At 70.4% G+C, this 26,226-nt stretch carries 25 protein-coding genes; 7 read left to right on the top strand and 18 right to left on the bottom strand.

Going from position 1 to position 26,226, the window contains the following annotated elements; genetic code table 11:
• Positions 1–51: 51 nt before the first annotated feature.
• Complete coding sequence (locus AB0B64_RS48415; protein ID WP_357939382.1) at positions 52–228, top strand: hypothetical protein; 177 nt, start codon at positions 52–54, stop codon at positions 226–228.
• 8 nt (positions 229–236) lie between these two features.
• Here AB0B64_RS48415 and AB0B64_RS48410 read toward each other — a convergent pair whose 3' ends face one another.
• Entirely contained in the window at positions 237–896 is a 660-nt protein-coding gene (locus tag AB0B64_RS48410; RefSeq protein ID WP_357939384.1) for a response regulator transcription factor, read from the bottom strand.
• Positions 884–2,158, bottom strand: coding sequence for a sensor domain-containing protein (locus tag AB0B64_RS48405; protein WP_358193465.1), 1,275 nt, complete (start codon positions 2,156–2,158; stop codon positions 884–886). Before AB0B64_RS48405 ends, AB0B64_RS48410 begins: the two co-directional genes overlap by 13 nt.
• 200 nt (positions 2,159–2,358) lie before the next feature.
• Between AB0B64_RS48405 and AB0B64_RS48400 the strand changes: the two genes are divergently transcribed.
• Entirely contained in the window at positions 2,359–2,604 is a 246-nt protein-coding gene (locus AB0B64_RS48400) for a hypothetical protein (protein ID WP_358193458.1), read from the top strand.
• Between the two features lie 5 nt (positions 2,605–2,609).
• Here AB0B64_RS48400 and AB0B64_RS48395 read toward each other — a convergent pair whose 3' ends face one another.
• Positions 2,610–3,641: a sigma-70 family RNA polymerase sigma factor gene (locus AB0B64_RS48395; RefSeq protein ID WP_358193446.1), complete on the bottom strand. Its 1,032-nt coding sequence runs from the start codon at positions 3,639–3,641 to the stop codon at positions 2,610–2,612.
• 73 nt (positions 3,642–3,714) lie between these two features.
• Here AB0B64_RS48395 and AB0B64_RS48390 point away from each other — a divergent pair, with 73 nt between their 5' ends.
• A complete protein-coding gene (locus AB0B64_RS48390; RefSeq protein ID WP_358193436.1) occupies positions 3,715–4,521 on the top strand; it encodes an alpha/beta hydrolase in 807 nt (268 codons plus the stop codon).
• A 10-nt stretch (positions 4,522–4,531) separates the two neighbouring features.
• Here the strand turns inward: AB0B64_RS48390 and AB0B64_RS48385 are convergent, their stop codons facing one another.
• The 10 genes from AB0B64_RS48385 to AB0B64_RS48340 all read right to left on the bottom strand — a co-directional run bounded on the left by AB0B64_RS48385 (position 4,532) and on the right by AB0B64_RS48340 (position 14,921).
• Positions 4,532–5,152, bottom strand: a complete 621-nt coding sequence (locus AB0B64_RS48385; protein WP_358193422.1) for a YoaK family protein — start codon at positions 5,150–5,152, stop codon at positions 4,532–4,534.
• 113 nt (positions 5,153–5,265) lie between these two features.
• Positions 5,266–6,783, bottom strand: a complete 1,518-nt coding sequence (locus AB0B64_RS48380) for a ricin-type beta-trefoil lectin domain protein (RefSeq protein WP_358193413.1) — start codon at positions 6,781–6,783, stop codon at positions 5,266–5,268.
• A gap of 99 nt (positions 6,784–6,882) precedes the next feature.
• Positions 6,883–7,677, bottom strand: coding sequence for a maleylpyruvate isomerase family mycothiol-dependent enzyme (locus AB0B64_RS48375; RefSeq protein ID WP_357939398.1), 795 nt, complete (start codon positions 7,675–7,677; stop codon positions 6,883–6,885).
• Positions 7,678–7,830: 153 nt separating this feature from the next.
• Entirely contained in the window at positions 7,831–8,397 is a 567-nt protein-coding gene (locus AB0B64_RS48370) for a carboxymuconolactone decarboxylase family protein (protein ID WP_358193394.1), read from the bottom strand.
• A 93-nt stretch (positions 8,398–8,490) separates the two neighbouring features.
• Positions 8,491–9,507 (bottom strand): oligopeptide/dipeptide ABC transporter ATP-binding protein, encoded by a 1,017-nt coding sequence (locus AB0B64_RS48365; RefSeq protein WP_358193377.1) that lies wholly within the window; start codon positions 9,505–9,507, stop codon positions 8,491–8,493.
• Complete coding sequence (locus AB0B64_RS48360; RefSeq protein WP_358193365.1) at positions 9,500–10,504, bottom strand: ABC transporter ATP-binding protein; 1,005 nt, start codon at positions 10,502–10,504, stop codon at positions 9,500–9,502. Before AB0B64_RS48360 ends, AB0B64_RS48365 begins: the two co-directional genes overlap by 8 nt.
• The gene (locus tag AB0B64_RS48355) at positions 10,501–11,445 is read right to left on the bottom strand and encodes an ABC transporter permease (RefSeq protein ID WP_357939406.1); all 945 of its coding nucleotides are present in this window, start codon (positions 11,443–11,445) and stop codon (positions 10,501–10,503) included. The genes AB0B64_RS48360 and AB0B64_RS48355 overlap by 4 nt, the downstream gene beginning before the upstream one ends.
• Positions 11,442–12,368: an ABC transporter permease gene (locus tag AB0B64_RS48350; RefSeq protein ID WP_358193345.1), complete on the bottom strand. Its 927-nt coding sequence runs from the start codon at positions 12,366–12,368 to the stop codon at positions 11,442–11,444. Before AB0B64_RS48350 ends, AB0B64_RS48355 begins: the two co-directional genes overlap by 4 nt.
• 11 nt (positions 12,369–12,379) lie before the next feature.
• Positions 12,380–13,942: an ABC transporter substrate-binding protein gene (locus tag AB0B64_RS48345; RefSeq protein ID WP_357939410.1), complete on the bottom strand. Its 1,563-nt coding sequence runs from the start codon at positions 13,940–13,942 to the stop codon at positions 12,380–12,382.
• A 46-nt stretch (positions 13,943–13,988) separates the two neighbouring features.
• Positions 13,989–14,921 carry a 5-dehydro-4-deoxyglucarate dehydratase gene (locus AB0B64_RS48340; protein WP_357939412.1) on the bottom strand — a complete coding sequence of 311 codons (933 nt, stop codon included), beginning with the start codon at positions 14,919–14,921 and terminating at the stop codon, positions 13,989–13,991.
• Between the two features lie 93 nt (positions 14,922–15,014).
• Between AB0B64_RS48340 and AB0B64_RS48335 the strand changes: the two genes are divergently transcribed.
• On the top strand, positions 15,015–15,800 hold the full coding sequence (locus AB0B64_RS48335) for an IclR family transcriptional regulator (protein ID WP_358193326.1): 786 nt from the start codon (positions 15,015–15,017) through the stop codon (positions 15,798–15,800).
• A gap of 11 nt (positions 15,801–15,811) precedes the next feature.
• On the opposite strand, the gene AB0B64_RS48330 is transcribed toward AB0B64_RS48335, so the two are convergent.
• A complete protein-coding gene (locus AB0B64_RS48330) occupies positions 15,812–17,899 on the bottom strand; it encodes a beta-galactosidase (RefSeq protein WP_358193313.1) in 2,088 nt (695 codons plus the stop codon).
• A 164-nt stretch (positions 17,900–18,063) separates the two neighbouring features.
• Positions 18,064–19,053: a LacI family DNA-binding transcriptional regulator gene (locus AB0B64_RS48325; RefSeq protein ID WP_357939418.1), complete on the bottom strand. Its 990-nt coding sequence runs from the start codon at positions 19,051–19,053 to the stop codon at positions 18,064–18,066.
• Positions 19,054–19,463: 410 nt separating this feature from the next.
• Between AB0B64_RS48325 and AB0B64_RS48320 the strand changes: the two genes are divergently transcribed.
• The 3 genes from AB0B64_RS48320 to AB0B64_RS48310 are packed head-to-tail and all read left to right on the top strand — an operon-like array spanning position 19,464 to position 22,724.
• Entirely contained in the window at positions 19,464–20,396 is a 933-nt protein-coding gene (locus AB0B64_RS48320; RefSeq protein WP_357939420.1) for a sugar ABC transporter permease, read from the top strand.
• Positions 20,393–21,313: a carbohydrate ABC transporter permease gene (locus tag AB0B64_RS48315; protein ID WP_358193282.1), complete on the top strand. Its 921-nt coding sequence runs from the start codon at positions 20,393–20,395 to the stop codon at positions 21,311–21,313. Before AB0B64_RS48320 ends, AB0B64_RS48315 begins: the two co-directional genes overlap by 4 nt.
• Before the next feature lie 34 nt (positions 21,314–21,347).
• Positions 21,348–22,724, top strand: coding sequence for a sugar ABC transporter substrate-binding protein (locus AB0B64_RS48310; RefSeq protein ID WP_357939424.1), 1,377 nt, complete (start codon positions 21,348–21,350; stop codon positions 22,722–22,724).
• Between the two features lie 80 nt (positions 22,725–22,804).
• Here the strand turns inward: AB0B64_RS48310 and AB0B64_RS48305 are convergent, their stop codons facing one another.
• From AB0B64_RS48305 to AB0B64_RS48295, 3 genes are read right to left on the bottom strand one after another with little or no spacing between them, the layout of a single operon-like run.
• Positions 22,805–24,427: a hypothetical protein gene (locus AB0B64_RS48305; protein WP_358193257.1), complete on the bottom strand. Its 1,623-nt coding sequence runs from the start codon at positions 24,425–24,427 to the stop codon at positions 22,805–22,807.
• Complete coding sequence (locus AB0B64_RS48300; protein WP_358193250.1) at positions 24,424–25,317, bottom strand: ABC transporter ATP-binding protein; 894 nt, start codon at positions 25,315–25,317, stop codon at positions 24,424–24,426. Before AB0B64_RS48300 ends, AB0B64_RS48305 begins: the two co-directional genes overlap by 4 nt.
• A 42-nt stretch (positions 25,318–25,359) precedes the next feature.
• On the bottom strand, positions 25,360–26,184 hold the full coding sequence (locus tag AB0B64_RS48295) for an oxidoreductase (protein WP_358193238.1): 825 nt from the start codon (positions 26,182–26,184) through the stop codon (positions 25,360–25,362).
• Between the last annotated feature and the right edge of the window lie 42 nt (positions 26,185–26,226).

The raw sequence follows: 26,226 nt of genomic DNA, 5'->3' as shown, positions 1-26,226 counted from the left end.
GACCAAGGCCGAATGATGGAGGTAGAACCGATGCGCTTAGCGTCAGTAGTGGTGATCCTTTGGCTGATCGTCGGCGCCTTCGCGGCGGGCCAGCGTGACTACTACTCAGGACCGGTCGACAACTGCAACAAGTTGGCCACCATCGCCGTGACGATCGTGGCCGGCCCTCTCAACTATGTCGGCATGAACCCGAAGATCGACTGTGAGACACCCCAGCCCAGCAAGTGACATCCGGGTCACACCCGGCGGTTGGCGTCCTCCAGGTAGTGCAGGACGGCGGTGACGCGCCGGTCCGCCCGGTCGGTGGGCGCCAGGTCGAGCTTGGCGAAGATGCTGCGGATGTGCTTGTGCACGGCGCCATCAGTGACGAAGAGCCGCTCGGCGATGGCGGCGTTGCCCAGACCTTCGGCCATCAGGGCCAGCACGTCGCGTTCGCGCGGGCTGAGGCGCTCCAGCCGGGTGTCGGGCCGGGTGCGTACGAGCAGCTGCGCGACGACATCCGGATCGATGGCCGTACCCCCGTCCGCCACCCGATGCAGCGCGGCAAGGAACTCGTCCACTCGCCCGACCCGCTCCTTCAGCAGGTACCCGAGGCGGGAGCTGCCATGGGAGAGCAACTCGGTGGCGAACGCCTGCTCGACATAGGCGGACAGCACGAGCACGGCCAGGTCCGGCTGGCGGCGCCGGGCCTCGACGGCCGCGACGATCCCCTCGTCGGTGTGGGTCGGCGGCATCCGTACGTCGACGATCGCGACGTCCGGCTTGTGGGCCCCGACGGCGTCCAGGAAGCCGCTGGGGTCACCGGCGGTGGCCACGACGTCGATCCCCTCGGCGCGGAGCAGCAGCGCGAGCCCTTCGCGCAGGAGCGGGTCGTCCTCGGCGATCACGATCCGCATGGCAGGCTCACGGTCACGGTGGTGGGCCCACCGGGTGGGCTGGTCAGCATGAATGTCCCATCGTGTGCTTCGGTACGTTGGCGGATGCCGACGAACCCGGACCCGTTGCGTTCGTCCGCGCCGCCCTGGCCGTCGTCGGTGATCCGCAGGTGGAGCCGGTCGTCCTGGAGGTGGGCCAGGACGTCGGCGCGCCCGGCACGGCTGTGCTTGGCGATGTTCGTGAGCGTCTCGGCCACCACGAAGTAGGCCGTCGCCTCGACCGAGGAGGCGCACCGGACGGGCAGGTCGGCGTCGATCCGGCAGGGCACCGGGCAGGCCGTGGCCAGACCGGTGAGCGCGTCCGAAAGGCTCCGGTCGGTCAGCACCGGCGGCAGGATGCTGCGGACGACCCCGCGGAGCTCGGCGAGTGCCTGCTCGGCGGCGTCCTGCGCACGTTCGAGAATGGCCTCGGCACTGGCCGGGTCGCGTGTCAGAGCCCGGCGGGCCGCGCCGAGCAGAACGTTGACGGCGACGATCCGGTTCTGCGTCCCGTCGTGCAGCGACCGCTCGATGCGCCGCAGTTCGGCGGAGTGCGCGTCGAGTGCGGCGGCGCGGGTCGCGGTGAGCTGTACGACCCGCAGCGCGAGGTCGGTTCCGGAGACGGGCGCCAGCAGCCGCCGGCCGGGCCAGGCCTGCAGCCGCGCCATTCCCGGGATGATCGTGGCGGTGATGACGATCCAGCCGATGCCCAGCAGGGAGACGGCGAGGGCGCTGGGCCAGCCCTGCACGGTCCAGAGCCCACTGGCCGACGTGGCCGCCACGTCCGGTGGCAGCAGCCGCCAGTACAACGGGAAGGGGATGTCGCGCACCGCGTAGAGGGGCAGCGAGAGACCGATCGCTCCGACAAGCAGCCCGAAGACGGCATGCGTCGCCACCCAGCCCACTTCCCCGCGTACGGCCGAGTCCGCGAGGGCGGCGCGCAGCCCGTGCGGTATCGGCTCTGGGCCGACGACCTCCGGACCCCAGCGGGAGAGCCGCCCGCGTTCCCGGTCGGCGACGACCCGCACCACGCGCAGCGTGACGGGCGCCAGCAGCAGGCCCACGCCGACGAGGCTGGTCACCGCTGTGGCGATCACCAGCGCGAAGGCGATCAACGCCAGGAACGAGGTGCCGAACCCGCCGACGAGGCGTTCGAGCGCGTCCAGGACGACTCGGGCACGGGCGAGGGCGAACGCGTCCCAGCGGGCCGCCCGCCGGCCGGTCGTGGGGTCGTCGGTCGGCATGCGGCACCTCCCTGGCCCAGGAGATCGCCCGGGCGGCGCCTCCTCAGCCCAGGACAATAGGGCATCACTTGGGCGGTCGGCAGATCATCGGCCGAGGAGTACAGCCTGCTGTACCCGGCTTGTCCCGTTGGTGGGATCGTCCTCAGCGGTGATCGTCCGTAGCTTCGATGTGTGACAGCCCATCGAGTGAGGAGCACCTCATGTCCGAATCCTTAATGTCCGACATCCTGAACGTCTCCGAGGCAGCCCGTCCGGCACAGTCCGCCGACGCTCGGCGCGGGATGTTCCGTCCCGTGCTGTGGCTCCTGCTCGCGATCAGCGCCGTCCTCAACATAGTGACCTCGAACATCGGCCCCAACGTCTTCGTCGGCATCGGATTCGGGCTCGCCACCATCGCGTGCGCCGTCGCCCTGGCCGTCCACCACTACCGCCATCGGCGCCCCTGACCATCTCAGGGCAGTGCGGCGGGCAGCCCGAAGGGCGTGAAGTGCTCGGCGCCGATGAACGAGGTGACCTCGCGGATGCGCTCGCCGCGCAGGGTCAGCACGTTGATCGACCAGGCGAGGTGCGCGCCGGAGCCGTCGTTCCGGAGGTAGCAGGCCACGGCGGGCTGGCCGTTCGCGGTGACCGGGAGGTGCCGCCAGCTGCCGCAGGCGGTCAGCGGGATCCGCGTGGCGAAGTCGGCGACGGCATCCAGGCCGTGGTACCAGTGCGGCAGCGGCGGCATCGACCAGGTGACGTCCTCGGTCAGGAGCGCGACCAGGGCGTCGGCGTCGCCGCGTTCGAGCGCGGTGGAGTAACCGGCGACGATCTCCCGCACCCTGGCGTCGTCGATCTGGCGCAACGTTCGCTGCTGGGTCGGAGCGGGCACCTTCTCCGCGACGATCTTGCGGGCGCGCGCCAGGGCGGAGTTCACCGACGTGGTGGAGGTGTTCATCGTGGTGGCGATCTCGGCGGCGGAGAACCCGAGGACCTCGAAGAGCAGCAGCGCCGCGCGCTGGTTGCCCGGCAGGTGCTGCAGGGCGGCGACGAAGGCGAGTTCGACGGCCTCGCGCTGCTCGTAGCGCGCGGCCGGCCCGCCCGCGCCGAGGCCCGCGTCTGGGTAAGGGCCCAGCCAGGCGACGTCGGCCAGCGGGGCGTCGCCGAGCACGGCGCGATCGCTGGACGGGCCGAGGTCCATCGGCAGGGCTCGCCTACCCCTGGATTCGATGGTATCCAGGCAGGTGTGGGTGGCCACGGTGTACAGCCACGAGCGCAGCGAGCTGCGGCCCTCGAAACGGGCGAGCCCCCGCCACGCCCGCAGCAGGGCGTCCTGGAGGGCGTCGTCGGCGTCGTGGGTGGAGCCGAGCATGCGGTAGCAGTGGGCGTGCAGCTCCCGGCGCAACGGCTCCACGAGCCGGTTGAACGCGGCATCGTCCCCGGTACGCGCCCGGACCAGGTCTTCGGCATCCTCCGCCGACGTGGCGGAAAAGACTTCGCTCACAAGCGACGATTCTGCCCCATCACCGGAGTCACCTCTTGGACCGACCACCAACCTCCAGACCAGGAGAACTCCGATGCACAACACCCTTGAGGTCCCTGACGCCCGCCTGTACTACGAGGTACGGGGCGAGGGCCCCCTGGTGGTGCTCGTCGGCGCCCCGATGAACGCCGACTCCTTCGCCCCGGCGGCCGAGCTGCTGGCCACCGACCACACCGTGCTCACCACCGACCCACGCGGCATCAACCGCAGCCCTCTCCACGACCCCGACCAGGACTCGACCCCGCAGTTGCGCGCCGACGACCTGTCCCGGCTCCTGACCCACCTAGACGCCGGCCCGGCCGCGATCTTCGGCTCCAGCGGCGGCGCCGTCACCGCGCTGGCGTTCGCCGAGGCCCACCCCGAGCAGGCCCACACCGTCATCGCCCACGAAGCCCCGGTGGTCGACCCGCTCGAGGACCGCGAGCAGCTCTACGCCGGGGCCGACGACCAGATCGCCACCTACCTCGCGGGTGATGTCATAGGGGCCTGGCGGAAGTTCATGGCTCAGGCCAACATCCCCATCCCGGACGACGCGATCGGGATGATGTTCGGCGGGGACCGCGACCCGCGGCAGGTCGCGGACGAACGCCGCTGGTTCGCCCACGAGATGCGGGCCACCGTCCACTGGCAGCCCGATTTCGCGGCTCTGCGCGCCGCGAGTACCCGCGTCGTGATCGGCATCGGCGAGGACTCGGCCGGCCAGCTCTGCGACCGCACCTCGATCGCGCTCGCCGCGGCACTCGGCATCGAGCCGACGATGTTCCCCGGCGGCCACATCGGCTTCGCCGACGACCCGAAGTCCTTCGTCACCCGGCTGCGGGCGGTCCTGTCCGAGGGCTGATCGGGCGGCGTCAGCTCGTACCGGTGATCAGAGCGAGGGCCACGGCCAGCAGCGCGATCACCGGAGCCGCCGCGGGAAGCAGGTGCAGGCTCACCGTGGCGGCGGCCGCGCCGAGCGCCAGGGCGAAGAGCACGGCCACCAGCTCGGGAACGTGCGGCTGCCCGTCCTCGGGAGTGAGGAGGCGAGAGAACGAGCTGGTCAGCGCGCCGGTGATGAACGTCGTCGAGCCGATGAAGGTCCGCAGACGATGAGTCACCGCGCTCTGGACGCCCATGGCGAGGGCGGCGGTCGCGATCAGCGGGAGGTGCGGGCCGGACAGGGCCCAGGCGATGGCCAGCGCGATCAGCAGGCCCAGCTCGGCGGCGACGGCCAGCCTGATCCGGACGGCCCAGCCGGTGGCCTCGCCGGTGAACCGGAACGCGGCCACCAGGCCGCAGGTAAAGGCGATCAGCGCCACCAGCGAGCCCAGGGCCTCGGAGAGGCGGCCACGGCCGGCCGACACGCCGAGCAGGACCAGGTTGCCGGTCATGTTCGAGGTGAAGACCTGGCCCAGGGCGAGGAAGGTGAAGGCGTCCATGGAGCCCGAGGCCAGCGCCAGGCTCAGGATGGGCAGGCGGTTGGTGGCCGACATCCCCTCATGGTCGGCCGCCCGTGCGGCCTGCGGCGGGAGGCGCGCTGAGCACAGCTACAGGACGACGTGGTGGGCGGGTGCGGCACGGCGGGGCGAGCAGGCTCGTTGGGCGGTTACGGGACGGCGGGGTGGGTGGGCGTGTTGGGTGGGTTCAGCCAGTCGGGGGTGCGCCACTGCTGGACGTTCGCGCGGGTGCACGGGCGCAGCGACAGCGAGGCCCCGTCGGGCTCGAGTTGCAGGCACAGGCCGCTGGCGACGTGCTGGACCTCCCAGTAATGCCACCGCTTGTACGCCGAGCGGTAGTTGAAGCGCCAGAGCTGACCGGCGGAGTCCGAGCAGGGCTCGCGGGACGGGCGCCGCCGGTCCGGTGGGCCGGTGGCGGTCAGGCAGCCGCCCATGATCGTGATCGCGTACGTCCCCTGGGCGCTCGGCCGGTAGCTGAACGCCTGGTTGACGCCGCCGTGGCAGGTCCACGTGATCAGGTCCGCGGCGCCCGTGGCGTCCAGGCACACGCCGTTCTCCGAGCTGGCCAGCGAGCTGCCGAGATCAGGCGGGCGGGTGGTGACCAGCCAGCGCTGGCCGGGCCGGTCGGCCGCGCAGGCCAGCAGGATCAGCGGGGTGCCTGGGTCGGCGATGCTCTGGTTGGGCTCGGCGCACAGGTTTCCCCTGGGGGAGGCGATAGTGATCGCATGGTCGCCGGTCAGCCGCCAGAGCTGGTCGTCGGAGCCGTCGCAGTCCGCCTCGGTGAGAAAGATCCCTTCGGTGACGCGCCGGGCCTCCGGGGTCAGGCAGCGCTCGCTCACGCGGTTGCGGATCCGGTGGAAGAACGCGCCGTCGTGCTTGGCCGGTTCGAGGTCCCAGCGCTGGGCCTCGGTGGGGACCGTGTTGATGGCCGAGCCGCCCAGTCTGGCGTGCGGGGGAGCGGCCGTGGAGGTGTTGACGACCAGGGGCTTGCCGGGTGCGTACAGGGAGAGGATCAGCACGTTCGAGCGCTTGAGCGACTCGGGGATGTAGGCGTCGACGTACACCACATAGGCCAGGAAGGCCGCGGTCGCGAACACCACCGACACCACCGTGCTGATGACCAGCCTCTTGCGGCGGGCGGGCCGGGACGGCTGGGGATCGGCCAGCCTGCGGTAGGACCGCAGCCACTTGTCCACCGTGGCGTCCGGCACGTCGTGCACCAGGAGGAAGGCCCGGATGACCGGCTCGGCGCTCTTGACGTCGTTGAGCCAGCCGGTGCGCTGCTTGGTGACCTTCTCCAGGTCTGTCCGGTCGAAGGCGAGCTCCCGCCGGGCGGCCCGCGCCTGGAGCTCGGCGAGCTTGGGCGCGCGCGCATCCCAGCGCAGGTCCTTGAGCAGCCGCTTGTACGTGGGCAGGTCGTGCGCGGTGAACGGATCGGTCGCGGTCGCCGAGCGGTTGGTCCAGCGTGACTGCAGGATGCCGCCCAGCGGCGGGAGCGCGGCGGCCAGGCAGGCGAAGACGATCGCGGGCAGGATGTGCGCCGGGTTGAGCTGGGGCTGGCCGTCGGTGGCGAAGTTGACGTAGATGCCGGCCAGCACGGTGAAGACCGCGCTGAGCACGGCCACCGCGCCGATCACGAGGGCGAGCTCGCGTGGGGGATTGCGCATCTGCTCCGTCCGACACTGTGTGTCGGCCTATGGTAACGGAACGTACGCGGGTCTATCGGGCGACGGCCGTGCCTGTCAAAAATCGAATCAGTTGGCGGGTCAGAAGCCGGGGAAGATCCGGCGCAGGTCGTCCAAGGTGAGGCTGTCGCTCGTGAGGGTCACCACGCTCGGTGTGTGCTCGGGAGAGTGGCGGCCGGTGGTGAGACGCAGCCACCACTCGGCCGGCGCGTTGAGTACGGCGTCGGGCTGAGCCGGCTCGTCGGTGAGGCTGACCGCGTCACCCACGACGAGCCCGAAGGAGCGCTCAGGCGAGGTGGTCCGGATGGCCACGCCGACCTGGCGTCCGGCGAGGGCGTCGGCCTTGGCGATGAAGTGGATGAGCATGCCCACCTGGTCGAGCAGCAGCCCGGCCGCGGCGGGGGCCAGGGTCGCCGCCGGGTCGAAGGCGACCTCGACGTCCCACGAGTGATGAGCGAACTCGCTGAGCCGCAGCCCCGCCGCGGTCGCGACGTCCACGGGGACCGGCAGGAAGCCGAGGTTGATCCGCAGCTCCTCGCGCGTCTGCGCGTCGAGGCTCTCGTAGCGGCTGACCAGCGCCTCGTTCGCGGTCAGGAAGCCCTCGGCCCGCTCGGCCGGGGACATCGCGTCCCAGCGGGCCCAGACCGACTTGTTGAAGTCTCCGTCCGGGCCGGCGGTGCCGCTGAGCGTGGCCTCCAGGCCGGCCAGGTTGATCTCGGCGCCGCTGCCCAGGTGGCTGAGCACCTGCGACACGTCCCACTCCGACGCGCCGGACGGCCGGGTGAGGTCGTCGGCCGCGAGGCCGCGGACAAGCGTGGCCAGATGATCGTGGCCGCTGCGCAGCGCGTCGATGATCTGGTCGGCACGATCGGTCATGTTCGTCTCCAGAGCGGGGACGCGGAGATGTCTACGGTCCGCCGCGTTGCGAATTTTGTTGACGGGTCAAGAATATGTCCTGCGAGTGCTCCCCGCAGCGGCGAGTACCTGTCGGCGCCTCGGCCATCAGCGATCCGAAGGCGCCGACGAGGCTCATGCGGACGTGTCCCGGGGCTGGAAGGAGTCGAACACGGTCATTCCCGAGGCCGGGTCGAGATCGGTCTCCGTCACCTCGGTCAACCGTGCCATGGTCATGTAGAAGCCGATCACCAGGATAGCCTCGACGATCTCCCGCTCCGAGAAGTGTCGTCGAACCTCCGTGAACACGCTGTCCTCGACCCGGACGGCCTCGATCACCTGCTTCCCGAACGCGAGCAGCGCCCGCTCCGCGTCGTCGAAGACCTCGTCGTCGAGATTCGCGTGTTCGATGGCGTCGATCTGCGCTTGCGGAACGCCGACTCCCAGGGCGATCGGCACATGTTGCCGCCATTCGTAGGCGCCGCCCTCGATCCGCGCGACGAGCAGGATCAGCAGTTCGCGCCGCCGATGCCCGAGGTCGAGGCTGCTGAGGATGGCCGTGCCCAGCCGCACCTGCGGGAGCACACACGACTCCGCATGCGCCAGCATGCGGAAGATGTTGAGCTTGACCGGTAGGGCCGCGAGTACTTTGGCCGCGTCCCCGGTCGCGTCATCAGGATGGATGAGGGTCAATCTCGCCATCGATACCTCCGGCTGTGTCGCCGTTAGCTGGGTGGACAGGAGCGATCGTCAGGTGACCGAGCGCCTGAGAGTCTCACCCCAGCAACGGTCTCATCAACCGGGTTCCGCGACCTCCTGGAGCGGGAGGTGACACGCGGCCCAGTGCGGCGGGTCGTCACCGTACGGCTCCAGCGGCGGCACCACCTGGGCGCAGACGTCCTCAGCCTTCCAGCAGCGCGTACGGAACCGGCAGCCCGACGGCGGGTCGAGCGGAGAGGGCACCTCGCCCTGCAGCAGGATCCGCTCCCGCCGAGCCCCCACGGTGACGTCGAGGACCGGCGCCGCCGACATGAGCGCGGCGGTGTACGGATGGCGCGGCTGGTCGAACACCTGCTTCGTCGGCCCCGTCTCGACGATCTTGCCGAGGTACATGACCGAGACCCGGTCGGCGACATGGCGGACGACGGACAGGTCATGGGAGATGAACACGTACGACACGCCCAGCCGGGCCTGCAGGTCGGTGAGCAGGTTGAGCACCTGCGCCTGGACCGACAGGTCGAGCGCCGACACCGGTTCGTCGCACACGATGACGTCCGGTTCGAGGGCGAGCGCGCGGGCGATCCCCAGGCGCTGACGCTGACCGCCGGAGAACTCCTGCGGGTAACGGCGGGCGTCGCTCGCCCGCAGCCCCACCATCTCCAGGAGTTCGGCCACCCGCTTCCCGCGCTCCTTCATCGGCACCAGGTCACGGTGCGTCCGCCATGGCTCGCCGACGATGTCCTCGGCGCACAGCCGGGCGTTCAGTGACGCGAACGGGTCCTGGAACACCATCTGCACCCGGCGCCGCCACTTCAGCAGCTCCTTGCCGCGCAGCGCGAACGGGTCCGTACCCTCGAACCTGACGTGGCCCTGGTCCGGGCGCTCCAGCATGAGCAGAACCCGGGCGAGCGTCGACTTGCCGCAGCCGGACTCCCCGACCAGGCCCAGCGTCTCGCCGCGGGCCAGCCGCAGGTCGACCCCGTCCAGCGCGCGCAGCCGGTTGCTGCCCGAGGCACCGCGGGCCACGTGGAAGGTCTTGCTCACCCCTGCCACGTCCAGCAGGGGCGCCTCCATAGCGGATGTGTCAGTCATCGGTCAGCTCCTTCCAGTGATGACACGCGGACAGGCGACCGGGTCCGGCCTCGACGAGGACGGGGCGCTGCTCCGCGCACACGTCGCTCGCCATCGGGCAGCGCGCGCGGAAGGCGCAGCCCGAGGGCACCGAGTGCAGGTCGGGCGGGCTGCCCGGAATGGACTTCAGGGTGACGCCGCGCGCCACCTCGGCGGGCACCGAGTCGAGCAGCCCGCGCGTGTACGGGTGGCGCGGCCGGGCGAACACGTCCGCCACCCGCCCGGTCTCGACGATGTTTCCCGCGTACATGACGGCCACGTGGTCGGCCTGCTCGGCCACCACCGCGAGGTCGTGGGTGATCAGGATCAGCGCCGTCTGCTGCTCGGTGCGCAGCTCGCGCAGCAGCTCCATGATCTGGGCCTGCACCGTGACGTCGAGGGCGGTGGTGGGTTCGTCGGCGAGCAGCACCTTGGGGTGCAGGGCCATCGCCAGCGCGATGAGCAGCCGCTGACGCATGCCGCCGGAGAACTGGTGCGGATAGGCGCTCACCCGGGCGCCGGCCTCGGGGATGCCGACCCGTTCCATCAGCTCGACAGCCCGCTCGCGCGCCGCGCGGCGCGAAAGCCGCTCGTGGATCCTGAACGGCTCGGCCAGCTGGGCGCCGACCGTCTGTACGGGGTTCAGCGCGGTGAGCGCGTCCTGGAACACGATGGACAGGCCGGGCCCGGCCAGCCGCCTGCGCTGCGCCGGCGGCAGGGTGAGGATGTCCGTGCCGTCCAGGCGTACGGCGCCGCCCGCCACATGCGCCACCGGGTCGAGCAGGCCGACGATGGCCTGCGCCGTCATGCTCTTGCCGCAGCCCGACTCGCCCAGGAGCGCCAGTGTCTCACCGGAGCGGACGGAGAAGCTGACCTCGCGTACGGCGCGTACCGTCCCGGAAGGGGTGCGGATGTCGACCGCCAGCCGATCCACCTCCAGCACCGGGCGCCCGGCCTCCGTGCTGTTCGACTCGCTCACGCGCGCACCTCCTTGTTCTCAGGGCGGGAGTTCTTGCGGCGAGAGCGGGGCAGGGTGAGCCGCCACCGCTGGCCGGGGTCCATGGCCAGGCGCGCCCAGGACGCGAGGACGGTCGCCGAGACGGTCGTCACCACGATGGCGACTCCGGGGAAGACGGCGATCCACCAGGCGCTCTGCAGTACCTGCCGCCCTTGGGCGACCATCAGGCCCCAGCTCATGTCCGGCGGCTGGATGCCGATGCCCAAGAAGCTCAGCGACGATTCGGTCAGCATCACGAAACAGAAGTCCAGGGTCGCGACGGTGAACAGGGTGGGCAGCACGGTCGGTGCCACGTGCCTGCCGATGATCGCCCAGCTCTTGGTGCCGAACGTCCGCGCCGCGTCCACGAACAACCGGCTCTGCAGCTCGGCCGACTCCGCCCGCGCGGCCCGCAGGTAGACCGGGATGCGGGCGATGGCCAGGACCAGGACGATGTTCCCGGCGCTGGGGGAGAAGACGTACAGCACGACCACGGCCAGCAGCAGCGAGGGGAAGCTGAGGATGACGTCGGCCACGCGCATGGAGACGTTCTCCCGCCAGCCTCGGTGGTAGCCCGCCCACATGCCCCAGACCGACCCGACGACCAGGGAGATCGCCACGGCCGGGATGGCGACGGAGAGCGTCGTACGGCTGGCCACGATGAGCCGGGCGAGCAGGCTGCGGCCGAGCGAGTCGCTGCCGAGCACGAACGCGAAGCCGTCGTCGAGGCTGAACGGCGGCCGGTTGACCGCCCGCAGGTTCTGCTTCACGGCCAGGTCGCCGAGCAGGATCGGCCCCACGACGGCGCCGACGATCACGATCACCAGGATCACCACCGCCAGGCAGGCGAACCGGTCCCGCAGCAGCAGCCGCCACCAGGTGATCCGCCGAGCGGCGGGAGGAGCCTCCACGAGGCTGGTCATGCCGTCACCCCCTGACGGACTCGGGAGTCCAGGAGCGCGTAACAGGCGTCGATGACGATGTTCAGCGCGAAGATGGTGATCGCGGTCACCAGGACCGCGGCCTGCAGCACCGCGAAGTCGCGCTGCAGGATCGAGGTGATCATCAGCTTGCCGATGCCCGGCCAGCCGAAGATGGTCTCGACGACCACGGCCCCGTTGACCAGCCCGACCGCCAGGTCACCGGCCACGGTGAGCGCGGGCGGCGCGGCGTTGCGCAGCGCGTGGCCGAAGACCACCCGCAGCTCGCTCGCGCCCTTGCTCCGGGCCACCTTGATGTACGGCGCCGACAGCGCCGTGACCATCGCCCCGCGCACCACCTGCACCAGCACGCCGAACGGCCGGATCAGCAGGGTGAGCACCGGCAGCACCCACGCCGCCGCGCCCTCGGTGCCCGAGGTGGGCAGCCAGCCGAGCGCCACGGAGAAGACCAGGACGCCCATGATGGCGAACCAGAAATCCGGCATGCTGGCCGCGGTCGTCGAGGTGAAGCTGGCGACCCGGTCGGCCAGGGAGTTCGGGCGGTAGGCCGCCCAGCTCCCGACGACGACCGCGCCGAGGATCGCCAGGATCATCGTGGCGCCCGCCAGCTGCAGCGTCGCGGGGAACGCCCGCAGCACCGCGTTGGCGGCGGGTTCGGCGGTCCGCAGCGACTCGCCGAAGTCCAGCCGGACCACCTGAGCCAGGTAGTCACCGAACTGGACGAGCAACGGCTGGTCGAACCCGTGCCGGGCGGCGAACTCCGCCCGCATCTCAGCGGTGGCGCTGAGCGGCAGGTAGAGGTTCGCCGGGTCGCCGGTCAGGCGGGCCAGGTAGAACACGCCGAGAACCACCACGACCAGCGGTATCGCACTGGAGGTGACGCGACGCCGCAGGAAGGTCAGCACACCTGCTCCTTTCAGCCGGCCGGGTGCAGCTCGGCGAGGCGCATCTCGTCGTTCGTGGCGGCGTTGGGCTTGTAGGTGACCTTCTTCGACAGGGCGAGGATGCCGGTCATGTGCGCCAGGACGGCGTCGCGTACGACGTCCTTGTTCTGGAACTCCAATGCCTTGGCGAACGCCGTCTGGCGCTCCTCGCCCGAGGCCTGCTCACCGGCGCTGATCAGGTCGTCCAGTTCGGGGGTGCCGAAGCTGCTCTGCGCGCCCTTGCTGCCGTAGATCTGGCCCATGGTGAAGGCCGCGTCACCGGCCTGGTTGCCGTGCTGGGCCTGCAGCAGAGTGGGGCCGGCGTCCTTGGGGAACGGGCGCAGCAGGTACTCCAGCCAGGCGTTCACGTCGAGCATCTGGATCTTCACCGAGAGCCCGGCCTCGGTGAGCGAGTTCTGCACGACCTCCATCGCCTCGGCGGCCTTGGGGTAGATCCCGTTCCGGCCGATGATCGTGATGGGGGTGTCCGTGGCGACGCCGGCCGCCTTGGCTTCCGCGATCAGCTTCTTGGCCTGGGCCATGTCGTACGGCCAGGGCTGGATGGCCGAGCTGTGACCGGTCACGCCTTCGGGGACGAGCTGGCCCGCCGGCTTGCCGAGCCCGGCGAAGACCGAGGCGACGAGCCCGTCCTTGTCGATGGCGTAGTTGATCGCCTGGCGCACGCGAACGTCGTTGAGCGGCGGCTTGGCGGCGTCGATGCGCAGGTAGGAGGTCTCGTTGTTGGGGAACTGCACGGCCGAGTCGCCGGCGCCGTCCTCGGGGGCGAGCCCGACGGCGATGTCCGCCTCATCGCTCTTGATCATGGCCGCGCGGATGCTGCCCTCACCACGCCAGACGTACTCGGCCGCGGCGAAGTCCGGCGCCTTGCCCCAGTATCCGGCGAACCGCTCCAGGCGCAGGCTGCGGCCGGCGTCCCACTTGGCGATCTTGTACGGGCCGGTGCCGACGGGCTCCCGGACCTTGCCGGTGGCGTTCGTGGTGGTCGGCACGATCTCGACGAAGGACAACCGCAGCGGGAGGATCGGGTCCGGCTTGGCCGTCTTCACCTTGAGGGTCACGTCGTCCGCGGCCGTCACCGTGAGCTTGATGCCGCCGAAGACGTACCCGTTGACGTTGCAGTCGACCTTGGAGCCGAGCGTGCGCTCGATGGAGAAGGCGGCCGCCTTGGCGTCGAACGCGGTGCCGTCGTGGAACTTCACGCCCTTGCGCAGGGTGAAGGTCCACTCGGTGGGCGAGTCCTGCTTCCACTCCGTGGACAGCGCCGGCTGGAGCTGACCGGAGCTCGGGTCACGCTCCGTCAGCGCCTCGGTGATGTTGGCCCGGGTGACGCGCCCGGTCGCGGTGAGGGAGGCGTCGCACGGCTCCAGCGTGGGCGGCTCCTCGGGCAGCACGATGCGGACGGTGCTCGCCGCCGCGCCGCCGCCGGCCGACGGCTCCGGGCCGCTGTTCGCGACCGAGCAGGCGCCGGCTGACAGCAGGGTGCCCAGCGCCAAGAGGGCAGAGGCCGCCTGACGGCGGCTTGGGGGGTTGATCATAATTCCTCCGAAATCGCCTGCTCCTGGTGCCGGGGCAGGCCACGTGCTATGCGACAGATGCCGCGCTGAGGGCGGAAAGGCCGCGGTCGATGATGCGGGCGAGCTGCTCGCGGTGCTCCGGGGTGACCTGCGCCAGTGGCGAGCGGACGGGCCCGGCGGAGCGGCCGCGGATGTCCAGGCCGGCCTTGACGAGAGAGACGGCGTAGCCGGGCGTCGTGTTGCGCAGTGCGGCGAGAGGGGCGTAGAACTCGCGCAGCAGGAGGTCCTGAGTCGCGTCGTCGCCCTTCTCGAAAGCGTGGAAGAACGCGACGGCGACCTCCGGGAGGAAGGCCAGCACCGCCGAGGAGTAGGCGCGGGCGCCGAGGCCGACGTAGGAGCGGGCGAAGATCTCAGCCGTCGGCATGCCGTTCAGCAGGGGCAGCCGTCCGCCGGTGGCGGTCTGGATGAGCTGGAGCAGTTCCATGTCGCCGTGCCCGTCCTTCAGCGCGACGATATTGTCCACCTCGGCGAGCTCGGCCACCGCCTCGGGGGAGAACAGCGCCGTACCGCGCTGGTAGAGGATCACGTCCAGATCCGTGGCGGCGGCCACCTCCCGGTAGTGCGCCACGAGCCCGGCCGGCGGGCCGACCTGCAGGTACGGCGGCAGCGCCAGCAAGGCGTCGGCCCCGGCGGCCTGCGCGGCGCGGGCGAACTCGGCGGCCGTCCGCGTGCCGCCGCCGACCCCGGCGAGCACCGGGACCGTTCCCGCGACGTGCTCCACGGCGGCCTTGACCACCGCCTGGTGCTCCGTGGCCGTCAACGACGCCATCTCCCCGGTCCCGCAGGCGACGAAGATCGCGCTGGGCCGCGCGGCGAGCACGTCCGTGAGATGAGCCTTGAGCCCGGACAGATCCACGTCCCCCGACTCCGTGAACGGTGTGACGGGGAAGGCGAGCAAGCCTGAGAGGGAAGCGGCGACTCGCGTGACTGCGGGGGACATCAACAGCAACCTCTTGTCTACATATGGAGACAGCATCTATATTTGTAGCCGAGACATTAAGTGGGTGTTTCACCAAACGTCAAGAGGTGGTCGATGACGCAATACGCCCCGGACTCGTTACCTCAATCCGCCGAGACCGGGGGAGGTGTCCGCAGCGTCAAATCGGCCGAGCGGACCATCGCGGTGCTCGAACACCTCAGCTCCGCCCCGAAGACGTGCTCACTGCGCGAGCTGACCACCGCGCTGGGCCTGCCGCGGGCCAGCGGCTACGCGCTGCTCACCACGCTGGTGAGCACGGGCTGGGTGGAGACCGACGGCGCCGGTCGCTACCGGCTCGGCATCCGCGCGCTGCGGGCCGGGATGTCGTACGTCGAGCGGGACGACGTCGTCCAGCGGGCCCGTCCGGTGATGAACGAGCTCAACGACGAACTCGGCGAGACCGTCCACCTGGCCCGCCTCGACGGCATGGAGATCGTGTATCTGGCCACCAACATCTCCCGGCACTCCCTGGCCGTCGTCACCCGTCCCGGCCGGCGCCTGCCGTGCTGGGCCACCGGCCTCGGCAAGGCGATCCTCGCCGGGCGTCCCTGGGCGGAGGTCGACGAACTCCTGCCGGAGATCCTGGAGCCGCGCACCGTCCACACCTTCACCGACCGGGCGGCACTGCGCGCCGAACTCGAGGAGATCCGGCGCCGTGGCCACGCCGTCGACGAGCAGGAATCGACTCTCGGGCTGCGTTGCTTCGCCGTCACCCTGGACTTCGGACCCGTGCCGAGCGAGGCGCTCAGCTGCTCCATCCCCCTCGTCCGCCTCGACCCCGACCGCGAGGAGGCGATCGTGGCGGCACTGCTCCGGGCGCGGGCCCGCATCATCCGCTGAAGGGATGCCGCCTAATCCACCGCACGGAGTACGGCGACGCCCGAAGGCGGCAGGGTGACGGTGGCGACGCCCTCGTCCGACGGGTCCAGGGCGTCGGTCCACTCGCCGTCGAGGGCGATGTCGTGCTTGTCGCCGGTGTGGTTCAGCAGGATCAGGAAGCGGCGCCCGGCTCCGGCGCGGACGCTCGCCTGGACCCCGGCAGGCAGCCCCTGGACGACGGGCGTCACTCCCGCTTCGGCGAGCGCCCGGCCGAGGACCGCCCGCATGGTGACCGCGTCGAGCCGGGTCGAGAGGTAGCGGGCGATCCCCGCGCCGAACTCGTGCCTGGTCACGGCCGGGCGCCCGGCCCAGTCGGCGGAGTCGAAGACGAGCTCGGGCTCGGCGCCGGCCAGATGCAGGTCCTCTCGCCACAGGTCGGCGACCCCTTCGAGGTGCGAAAGCACTCCGTGACCGCGGATGGGAAACCGCTCGTGCTCGGCCGCCGGGCAGAACTCCTCGACCCGGACCCCGAGGACCTCGCGCAGCGGCGCGGGGTAGCCGCCCAGGTGGACCCGGTCATGCTCGTCCACGATCCCGCTGAAGAAGGAGACGGCCAGCGCGCCGCCGCCGGACACGTACGCCGAGACGCGTTGTGCGTCCGCGCTCGACAGGAGGTACAGGTTCGGCACGACGACGAGCGCGTAACCGGTCAGCTCGGCCGAGGGCGGCACGACGTCCACGCCGACCCCGAGGTCGAACAGCGGGCCGTAATGGTCCAGCAGGCGCTCCTCCTGCCGCACACCGTCGGAGGGGTGGGAGTCGAGTTCGAGCGCCCACCAGCTGTTCCAGTCGAGCAGGATCGCCACCTGGTTGCGGACCCGCGTGCCGGGCAGGTCGGGCACCGAGGCCAGTTCCCGGCCGAGCGCCGCGATCTCGCGGAAGACCCTGCTGTCGGCCCCCGCGTGCGGCACCATGCCCGAGTGGAACTTCTCGGCGCCGCCGCGTGACTGCCGCCACTGGAAGTACAGGATCGCGTCGGCGCCCTGCGCGACGGCCTGCCAGCTCCACAGCCGCATCTGGCCGGGCTGCTTGATCGCGTTCCTGCCCCGCCAGTTGACCGCGCTCGGCGCCTGCTCCATCAGGATCCACGGCTGCCCGCCCCCGGCGCCGCGCATCGTGTCGTACACCAGGCCAGGGGCCAGATGCGGCCGCTCGTCGTGGGGGTCGGGATAGGAGTCGACCGCCACGACGTCCAGCCGCGGCGCCCAGTCGAAGACGTCCACGGCCTTCAGGCCGCCCAGGAAGTTCGTGGTGATCGGCACCTCGGGAGTGACCCGCCGCAGGATGCCCGCCTCCAGGTCGAAGCAGTCGCGCAGCGCCTCGTTGGCGAAGCGCGTGTAGTCGAGCTGCTGGGCCGGATTGGGGTACGTCGGAGCCGCGCGGGGTGGCTGGACGTGGTCGAAGGAGGCGTACCGCTGCGACCAGAAGTCCGTTGACCAGGCGTCGTTCAGCGCCTCCAGGTCGTCGCCGTAGCGCTCGCGCAGCCAGCGGCGGAAATCGGCCGCCGACACCTCGCAGTAGCAGGCGGCGATGTGGCAGCCGTACTCGTTGCCGACGTGCCACAGCCCGAGAGCCGGATGGTCGCGGTAGTGCGTGGCCAGCCGCTCCACCAGGAGCGCCGCCCGTTCCCGGTAGACCGGGCTGGACGGACAGAAGTGCTGCCGCCCGCCGGGGCCCAGCACGGTCCCGTCCGCGGTGACCGGCAGGATCTCCGGGTGCTCGTGGACGAGCCAGGGCGGCGGGGACGCCGTCATGGTGGCGAGGTCGGCGGTGATCCCGTGCGCGTGCAGGTCATCCAGGACCTGGTCGAACAGGGAGAAGTCGTACGCGCCGCGCGCTGGCTCCACGCGCGCCCAGCCGAACACCCCGACGGTGACGAGGTTGACCCGGGCCTCGGCCATGAGGCGCAGGTCCTCCGCCCTGGTCTCGGCCGGCCACTGCTCGGGGTTGTAGTCGCCGCCGAAGGCCACGCCGCCGAGCCGGCGCCAGAACCGGTCGCCCGGGGACGGGGCGCCGGTGGTCCCGGAGCCCGGCCTGACATCGTGAGGTACGGCGTTCATCGTCGGCGCGGCGGCCTCGGCGGGCGAGGACCGCCGCTCCTCCCTTCTTCGGCGGGGCGTGCTGCGGCGGGTGGGACGTTCTTCGGCGGGGACGTTTCTTCGCTGTGGGCGTGCTGCGGTTGGTGGGACTTTCGTCGGTGTGGGGCGTGCTGGGGTTGGTCGGATCAGCCGGTCGGCGGCGGTGCGCCGGTGCTCTCCCTGACGATCAGCTGAGGGGCGACGAAGGCGGTGGCGGCGGGAGCCGTACCGGTCTCGATCTGGTCGATCATGAGCGACACGATCCGCTCGGCCACCACGTCGAAGTCCTGCCGGACAGTGGTGAGCGAGGGGGACAGGTAGGCCGACTCCTCGATGTCGTCGAAACCGACGATGCTCACATCCTCAGGGATGCGACGTCCCGCCTGGATCATCGCGCGCATCACGCCGAGGGCCATCTGGTCGTTGGCGGCGAAGACGGCCGTCACGCCGGGCCGCCGGGCCAGGACGCGGCCGGCCTCGTAGCCGCTGGCCGCGCTCCAGTCGCCGAACAGCATCTGGGGCACCGCCGCGTCCGCTTCCTTGAGCGTCGCGTGCCAGGACTCCGCCCGGCGTCGCGCGGCATAGGAGTCCTCGGGCCCGGCGACGTGCCAGACCGTCTCGTGACCGAGGCCGAGCAGGTGACGGGTGACGAGCCGGGCGCCGAGGGCCTGGTCGGTGTCGACCATCGGGTGGCGGAGGCTGACGTCGCCGTCGGCCATCACGACCGGCACGTCCGGCGGCAGGCGCAGCGCCGGGGTGTCGAGGATCTGCGCCTCGATGACCACGATGCCGTCGACGGCCTGCACCGTCAGCTGGTCGAACGCCTCGTGCACGGCCCGCTCGGTCTGCGACTCGACGGCGATCATGTTCACGGTGTAGCCGGCGCGCTGCGCCGCTTTGGTGACGGCGTCGACCGTACGGGCGTTGCCGAAGCTGCCGAGCCCGAAGCTGATCAGGCCCAGGGTGCGGAACTGGCCGGTGACCAGGGCGCGGGCGGCGGTGTTTGGCCGGTAGCCGAGGACGCGCATGGCCGACAGGACACGCTGGCGGGTCTCTTCCTCCACGTTGCTGCGGTTGTTGACCACCCGGGAGACTGTCTGACTGGAGACTCCGGCCATCGCGGCGACGTCGGCCATGGACGGCCGCCTGGGCGAGCGCCGTGCCGCCACGCTTTTCTGGGTCGCCCCGTCCACTGGCACCTCTGGTCATCCGATGGGCTTGCTGTCGTGCAAACTCTCGCACGATGTTTACGTGAACATGACCCATCCGTCAATAGGCCGCTGCCCTAGCCGACATGTAGTCATAAACGGTGATAAATCAGGCATTTGTGTTAACTTTGGGTTACCTATTGACATGTTCTTGCGGCGAATGGAGACTACGGGACATCTTCGCCATGTTCACGTAAACACGGAGTCTCGCGATCACAGCACCGAGCGCTCCACGGTGGCGCAGGTAATGGGGCGGTCCATGGATCGCCATGCCCCGACAAGGAGAGTTCAGTGCCAGTCTTCGTGGCAGCGCGAACATCCCACGGCAGGAGTACGGGATGACCGCGCCCGCCGGTCCAGCCGGGCCGGTGACCGCGCCCGGCGGTCTCGCCCGGCCGGTCCTGCGCCTGCGCGTCGCCGGCTACGCCTTCTTCCTGCCGTTCTTCGTGGTCTTCCTGGTCGCGGTGGTCGCGCCGCTGGCGTACGCGATCTATCTCAGCTTCTTCCAGGAACGCATGATCGGCGGCACGGTCTTCGCCGGCGTGGCCAACTACACCCGCGCCATCGGCGACGCGCTGTTCGGCGCCGGCCTGCTCCGCGTCGCGCTCTTCCTGGTCGTGCAGGTGCCCGTCATGCTGCTCATCGCCCTGGGCTGCGCGCTGGCCATCGACAGCGGTCGGCTGCGCTGGCCGTCGTTGTTCCGCATCACGATCTTCATGCCGTACGCGGTGCCGGCCGTGGTGTCGGCCCTCATGTGGGGCTACATGTACGGGGACCAGTTCGGCCTGATCGGCCAGATCGGCAAGGCCCTAGACGTCGCGGTCCCCGACCTGCTCTCGCGCTCCTGGATGCTCTCCTCCATCGGCAACATGGTGACCTGGGAGTTCGTCGGCTACAACATGATCATCCTGTACGCCGCGCTGCGGTCCGTACCGACCGAGCTCTATGAGGCGGCCGAGATGGACGGAGCGGGCGCCATCCGCATCGCCTGGAGCATCAAGCTGCCCGCCCTGCGTCCCGCGCTGCTCGTGGCGACGATCTTCTCGATCATCGGCAGCTTCCAGCTCTTCAACGAGCCGAACATCCTCCAGAAGCTCTCGCCCGCGGTGATCGGGACGAGCTACACGCCCAACATGTACGCCTACAACCTCGCCTTCAACGGCCAGCAGATCAACTACTCGGCCACTGTCGCCGTGCTGCTCGGCGTCGTCACCATCGTCGTGGCGTACGCGGTGCAGATCATCACGGCGAGAAGGGAGAAGACGCTGTGACGGCCGTCGCCGAGGCGAACCGCACCACGGGCGGGCAGGCCGCGCACCACTCCACCAAGGCGCGGCGCCGGGGGAAGAGTCCTGCCCTCACGGTGATCATGCTGGTGATGTTCGCGTACGCGGTGCTGCCGCTGTTCTGGCTGCTGGCCAACGCCAGCAAGAACGGCGGGGACCTGTTCTCGACCTTCGGGCTCTGGTTCGGCGGGGACTTCCACCTGTTCGCCAACATCGGCGAGACCCTGAGCTACAACAACGGCATCTTCGTGCGCTGGTTCGGCAACACCGTGCTCTACTCCGTGGTGGGCGCGGGCGGTGCCGCCCTGCTGGCCACCCTGGGCGGTTACGCGCTGGCGAAATACGAGTTCCCGGGCCGCAAGCTGCTGTTCGCGGTGGTGCTGGGCGGCATCTCCATTCCGGGCACGGCCCTCGCCGTGCCGACGTACCTGCTGTTCAGCCGGGTCGGGATCGTCGACACCCCGTGGGCGGTGCTCATCCCGGCGCTGTGCAGCCCGTTCGGCCTCTACCTGATGCGGGTCTACGCGGCCGACGCGGTGCCCGACTCGATCCTGGAGTCGGCCCGCATCGACGGCGCGGGCGAGTTCAGGATCTTCCGCACCATCGCGCTGCGGCTGCTCGCTCCGGGCTTCGTCACGGTCCTGCTCTTCGCGCTGGTCGCGACGTGGAACAACTACTTCCTGCCGCTGATCGTGCTGAACTCGCCGGACTGGTTCCCGCTCACGGTCGGCCTCAACCAGTGGAACGCCCAGGCCAACAGCGGCACCTCCGGTGCCGGTGACGCCACCTACACGCTCATCCTGACCGGCAGCCTGCTGTCGATCGTGCCGTTGATCATCGCTTTCCTGGGGCTCCAGCGGTTCTGGCAGTCGGGCCTCGCTACCGGAAGCGTCAAGCAGTGAATCCCGACAAACCCCCCGTGGATAAGGAAACGCCATGAAAACCCTTCCATCACGGCGCGGTGTGATCCCTGCCGGGATCGCCGCGGCCCTGTCTCTGGCCCTCGCCGCGTGCGGCGGCGGCTCCGGTGGGAGTGCCGCCGCCCCGTCCGCCGCCGCCCCCAGCGCAACGGCGGCTGTGCAGGACGCGCTGTCCAAGCCCGCCGAGCTGACGTTCTGGACGTGGGTCACGGGGATCGAGAAGACCGTCGCCCGCTTCACCACGAAATATCCGAACATCAAGGTCAACGTGGTGAACGCGGGTCAGTCCGCCGACCAGTACACCAAGCTGCAGACCGCGATCAAGGCCGGATCCGGCGCGCCCGACGTGGCGCAGATCGAATACTTCGCCCTGCCGCAGTTCGCCCTCGCCAAGCAGGTCGTCAACCTGGCCGACTATGGCGCCGCCTCGCTGAAGGACAAGTTCGCCGACTCGGCGTGGGGCCAGGTGGCGATCAACGGCGGCGTCTACGGCGTCCCGCAGGACACCGGCCCCATGGCGATGTTCTACCGCAAGGACATCTTCGACAAGCTGAAGATCAAGCCGCCGGCCACCTGGGCGGAGTTCGTCGACGCGGCCAAGAAGATCAAGGCCGCCGACTCCGGCTCGTTCATCACCTCCATCGACCCCGGTGACGCCGGCGGGGTGGACAGCCTGATCTGGCAGGCGGGCGGCGCGCCGTTCAAGACCTCGGGCGAGACCTCGGTCAGCGTCAAGCTCGACTCCGACCCGGGCGTCAAGCAGTGGGTCGGCACGATGAGCACCCTGCTCGGCGAGAAGCTGGTCGACCCGCAGCCCGGCTGGACCGACGAGTGGTGGAAGGGCATGGGCTCGGGCAAGTACGCCGTCTGGCTGACCGGCGCCTGGGCGCCAAACGGCATCATCAACTCCATCCCCAAGACGAAGGGCAAGTGGGCGGTCGCCCCGATGCCGCAGTACGACGCGGCCAAGCCGATGAACGCCGAGAACGGCGGCTCCTCGGTGGCGGTCATCCCGCAGAGCAAGAACATCCCGGCCGCCGTCGCCTTCGCGCAGTGGCTCAACTCCGACCCGGAGGCCGTCAAGTCGCTGAACACCGAGGCCGGGCTGTTCCCCGCCACGAAGGTGCTGCTCGACGACCCTGCCTTCCGTGACGCGCCGCAGGAGTTCTTCGGCGGCCAGAAGATCAACCAGGTCCTGAGCGACGCCTCGGCCGCCGTCCGCCCCGACTGGCAGTACCTCCCGTTCCAGGTGTACGCCAACAGCATCTTCAAGGACACCGTGGGCCAGGCCATCGACAGCGGCGGTGACCTGTCCGCCGCACTGAAGACCTGGCAGGACCGCATCTCCGCCTTCGGCACCGAGCAGGGCTTCACCCTCACCAACGGCGGCTGACCCCCCGGCACGACCTCGACCTCGACCACGACCGGCGGCCCGGTGGAACGCACTCCACCGGGCCGTCACCGCTGGCACCTTTAGCCCGAGGTGAGATCGCGGCGGCGCAGACCGTACAGACCGAGGATCGTCAGCGCCGCGGCGAGCACGGTCAGCACCACCGTGGCCACCGGGGCGAAGGACCCCAGCGGGTGCCAGGGAAGGTGGGACAGCACCGACGTGTTCACCAGCCACCCCGGCAGGTTCATGTAGGACCCCAGTACCTGCATGAACCCGCTGTAGACGAGCACCGCCCAGGCCGCGTTCACGGCCCGTGGGGCGAGCCCGAGCAGCGCGGCGGGCACGGCGAGCAGCACCAGCACCTCGGGGGCGCGTATGAGGCTCGCCCAGGTGACCTCTCCCACGAGGCCGGGCTCGCCGGTCGACAGGGCGGCGCCGATGCCGAGCGCGGCGCCGTACACCACCGGCAGGACGACCGCGGCGAGCGCGGTGACCAGCAGGGACGACCAGTACCACGTCGATCTGCCGGTCGGCCCGGCCAGCACGGGAGCGATCCGCCCGCGCACCTCCTCCGACCGGAGCCGGAGGACCGACAGGACCACGAACACGCCGGTGTAGAGGGACCCGGTGAACACCATGAGGCTGATCCAGGCCCGCCCGAAGTCCGCACCGGAGAAGATGGGGAGGTCGGTTTCCGCCATTCCGCCGGTCATGGCGCCCAGGACGAGGCCGACGGCGAGGAACGCGGCTCCCCACGCGAGGATGGCCGCCTGCTGGAGCCGCAGCGCGAGCGTGAACGGCGAGCGCAGCCACGAAGGCGCCGACGCCCGGCCGGGACGCGGGGCCATCAAGGAGGCGCCGAGATCTCTGCGGCTCGCCAGCGAGTAGGCGCCCGCGACCAGCAGCCCGGCGAGCAGAACCGAGAGGCCGAGCGGCCACCAGCGCTCGTCGGCCAGCACCCGGGTCTGCTGTGACCAGCCGATCGGCGACAGCCAGAACAGCGGGCCGCCCTCCGGGCTCTGCAGCGCCCCCGCGCCGCGCAGCAGCCACGCGGTGAAGAGCACGATGCCCGCCAGCCCGTTGGCGCCTCGGGGATGCTCGGTGACCTGGGCGGTCACCGCGGTGACCCCGGCGAACAGCAGCCCGGTCGCGGCGAGGGAGGCACCGAACAGCAGGGCGCTGCCGGTGGGGAACCCGATGCCGATCGTCGCGGCGGTGGTGAGGGCCGCGAGTGCGACATTGCTGATCACGGCGACGACCAGCGCCCCGGTGAGCTGGGCGTGCCGGCCCACGACGGCCGCCCGGATGAGCTCGGCCCGGCCCGTCTGCTCCTCCGCCCGGGTGTGCCGGGTCATGAGCATCATGTTCATGATCGCGGCGGCCAGCAGGAACTCGACCCAGTAGGCGGCGAGGAAGTAGCTCTGCGTGGTGACCTCGCCGAACAGGGGCCCGCCGAGCACCCTCATGAAGGAGACGCGGATCATCTGCGACGCTTCGGCCAGGGCCTGGGGCGTCGGGACGACCGCGCTGACGGCGGCGTAGTAGAAGCGTGGGACGAGGGCCGTGATGGCGACCAGCCAGATGGTGAGCTTGATCCGGTCGCGGCGCAGCGCCAGCCGTACCATCGCGCCGGTGCCGGTCAGGTGGCTGCTCGCCGCGCTCGATCCGGTACGGCCGCGCGCCCGCGTAACCGTGGTGGTCATGCCGCCTCCTTGTGCGCGTAGTGCCGGAGCATGAGCTCCTCGAGCGTCGGCGGGTGGCTGACCAGCGAGCGGATGCCGAACTTGGTGAGGTGCTGGACGGCGGCGTCGAGGTGTTCGGAGTCCACGCTGAACCGTAGGCTTCCGCCCTCGACCTTCGCGTTGTGGATGCCGGGCACCTGGTTGAGGCCGGTTACCGGGGTGGCGGTCTCGGCCACGATCGTGGTCCGGGTCAGATGCCGCATCTGCGCCAGCGTCCCCGACTCCACCGCCTTTCCGTCGCGGATGATGGTGATCCGGTCGGCGAGGGTTTCGACCTGGGCGAGGATGTGACTGGACAGCAGGATGGTCCGGCCGGCGGCTTTGGCCTCGGCGACGACCTGCTGGAAGACCGCCTCCATCAGCGGGTCCAGCCCGCTCGTGGGCTCGTCGAGGATCAGCAGCTCCACGTCGGCGGCGAGGGCGGCGACGAGGGCGACCTTCTGGCGGTTGCCCTTGGAGTAGGTCCGGGTCTTCTTCTTCGGATCGAGCTCGAACCGCTCGATCAACCCGTTCCGCCGCTCGTTGTCGAGCCCGCCACGCAGCCGGCCGAGCACGTCGATGGCCTCGCCTCCGGTGAGGTTGGGCCACAGCTCCACATCGCCCGGCACGTACGCCAGCCGCCGGTGTAACGCGACGGCGTCGGCCCAGGGGTCGCCGCCCAGCAGCCTGGCGCTGCCGGAGGTGGCTCGGATCAGGCCCAGCAGGATGCGGATGGTGGTGCTCTTTCCCGCCCCGTTCGGGCCGAGAAAGCCATGCACCTCTCCGGTACCCACGGTGAGGTCGAGCCCGTCGAGGGCCCGTGTCGGCCCGTACGCCTTGACGAGCCCGGAAATGGCGATAGCAGGGGTCATGGGTTTCTCCGAATTGCGGGTCTCGTTGAGCAGGCGGCTCGATTACTTGAGCGAGCCGGTGACGCGCGCGTCGAATTCGCGGTCCGTGAGGGACCTGTTGAGGTTGAGGAGTGCCTCGGCCTGCCAGCCCACGACGTAGCGGGTTTCCGGCCGGGCCGACTCGACGGCCTGCCGGATCGTCGTCGCGACCACTCCCGGGTCCGAGGCTGGGCTGTCCACGCCTGGCTGCGGCTCGGCCGCCTGTGCCATGGCCTCGGCCATCTCCCGGTAGGCGCCGTTCCCGGAGATCTCCCGCAGTTGCCGCGGGGTCCCGGTCTCGAAGTCGGTCTTGATGATGCCCGGCTGGACGACCACGACGTCGATGCCGAACTGTCCGACCTCCATGCGCAGGGTGTCGGAGAAGGCCTCCAGGGCGTGCTTGGAGGCGTAGTACCAGGCGCCGAGCGGAAGGGCGATCTCGCCGCCGATCGAGGAGACGTTGACGATCGTGCCCGAGCCCCGCGCCCGCATGTGCGGGAGGACGAGCTGGGTCAGCCGGGCCGGCCCGAACAGGTTGACCTCGAACTCGTCTCGAGCCATCGCCATCGGCGTGTCCTCGACCGCGCCGTGGACGACGGCTCCCGCGTTGTTGACCAGGACGTCGATCCGCTCGTGCGCGTCCAGGACGGTACGGACGACCCGCTGGAGGTCCTCTTCCTTGGTCACGTCCATCGGCAAGGCGTGACCGCCCGCTTCGCGGATCGCCTCCATCTGGTGCGCTCGGCGCGCCCCGCCGTACACGACGTGGCCGCCGCGCAGGAGTTCGAGTGCGGTGGCGTGGCCGATGCCGGATGAGGCGCCGGTTACGAGGCATATCTTGGCAGCCATTGTCGGTCCCTCCACGTGAACGGTCGTCGTTCACATATGAGG

Source organism: Nonomuraea sp. NPDC049129 (assembly GCF_040648495.1).
GTDB lineage: Bacteria > Actinomycetota > Actinomycetes > Streptosporangiales > Streptosporangiaceae > Nonomuraea.
The sequence above is the reverse complement of the archived record's forward strand: the minus strand, read 5'-3'. Positions and strand labels throughout refer to the sequence as shown.

Bases quoted from the DNA above. Each gene is read 5' to 3' on its own strand.
- AB0B64_RS48410 (WP_357939384.1), bottom strand. From the start codon at position 896: ATGCGGATCGTGATCGCCGAGGACGACCCGCTCCTGCGCGAAGGGCTC.
- AB0B64_RS48405 (WP_358193465.1), bottom strand. From the start codon at position 2,158: ATGCCGACCGACGACCCCACGACCGGCCGGCGGGCGGCCCGCTGGGAC.
- AB0B64_RS48400 (WP_358193458.1), top strand. From the start codon at position 2,359: ATGTCCGAATCCTTAATGTCCGACATCCTGAACGTCTCCGAGGCAGCC.
- AB0B64_RS48390 (WP_358193436.1), top strand. From the start codon at position 3,715: ATGCACAACACCCTTGAGGTCCCTGACGCCCGCCTGTACTACGAGGTA.
- AB0B64_RS48385 (WP_358193422.1), bottom strand. From the start codon at position 5,152: ATGTCGGCCACCAACCGCCTGCCCATCCTGAGCCTGGCGCTGGCCTCG.
- AB0B64_RS48380 (WP_358193413.1), bottom strand. From the start codon at position 6,783: ATGCGCAATCCCCCACGCGAGCTCGCCCTCGTGATCGGCGCGGTGGCC.
- AB0B64_RS48375 (WP_357939398.1), bottom strand. From the start codon at position 7,677: ATGACCGATCGTGCCGACCAGATCATCGACGCGCTGCGCAGCGGCCAC.
- AB0B64_RS48370 (WP_358193394.1), bottom strand. From the start codon at position 8,397: ATGGCGAGATTGACCCTCATCCATCCTGATGACGCGACCGGGGACGCG.
- AB0B64_RS48365 (WP_358193377.1), bottom strand. From the start codon at position 9,507: ATGACTGACACATCCGCTATGGAGGCGCCCCTGCTGGACGTGGCAGGG.
- AB0B64_RS48355 (WP_357939406.1), bottom strand. From the start codon at position 11,445: ATGACCAGCCTCGTGGAGGCTCCTCCCGCCGCTCGGCGGATCACCTGG.
- AB0B64_RS48345 (WP_357939410.1), bottom strand. From the start codon at position 13,942: ATGATCAACCCCCCAAGCCGCCGTCAGGCGGCCTCTGCCCTCTTGGCG.
- AB0B64_RS48340 (WP_357939412.1), bottom strand. From the start codon at position 14,921: ATGTCCCCCGCAGTCACGCGAGTCGCCGCTTCCCTCTCAGGCTTGCTC.
- AB0B64_RS48335 (WP_358193326.1), top strand. From the start codon at position 15,015: ATGACGCAATACGCCCCGGACTCGTTACCTCAATCCGCCGAGACCGGG.
- AB0B64_RS48330 (WP_358193313.1), bottom strand. From the start codon at position 17,899: ATGAACGCCGTACCTCACGATGTCAGGCCGGGCTCCGGGACCACCGGC.
- AB0B64_RS48325 (WP_357939418.1), bottom strand. From the start codon at position 19,053: ATGGCCGACGTCGCCGCGATGGCCGGAGTCTCCAGTCAGACAGTCTCC.
- AB0B64_RS48320 (WP_357939420.1), top strand. From the start codon at position 19,464: ATGACCGCGCCCGCCGGTCCAGCCGGGCCGGTGACCGCGCCCGGCGGT.
- AB0B64_RS48310 (WP_357939424.1), top strand. From the start codon at position 21,348: ATGAAAACCCTTCCATCACGGCGCGGTGTGATCCCTGCCGGGATCGCC.
- AB0B64_RS48305 (WP_358193257.1), bottom strand. From the start codon at position 24,427: ATGACCACCACGGTTACGCGGGCGCGCGGCCGTACCGGATCGAGCGCG.
- AB0B64_RS48300 (WP_358193250.1), bottom strand. From the start codon at position 25,317: ATGACCCCTGCTATCGCCATTTCCGGGCTCGTCAAGGCGTACGGGCCG.
- AB0B64_RS48295 (WP_358193238.1), bottom strand. From the start codon at position 26,184: ATGGCTGCCAAGATATGCCTCGTAACCGGCGCCTCATCCGGCATCGGC.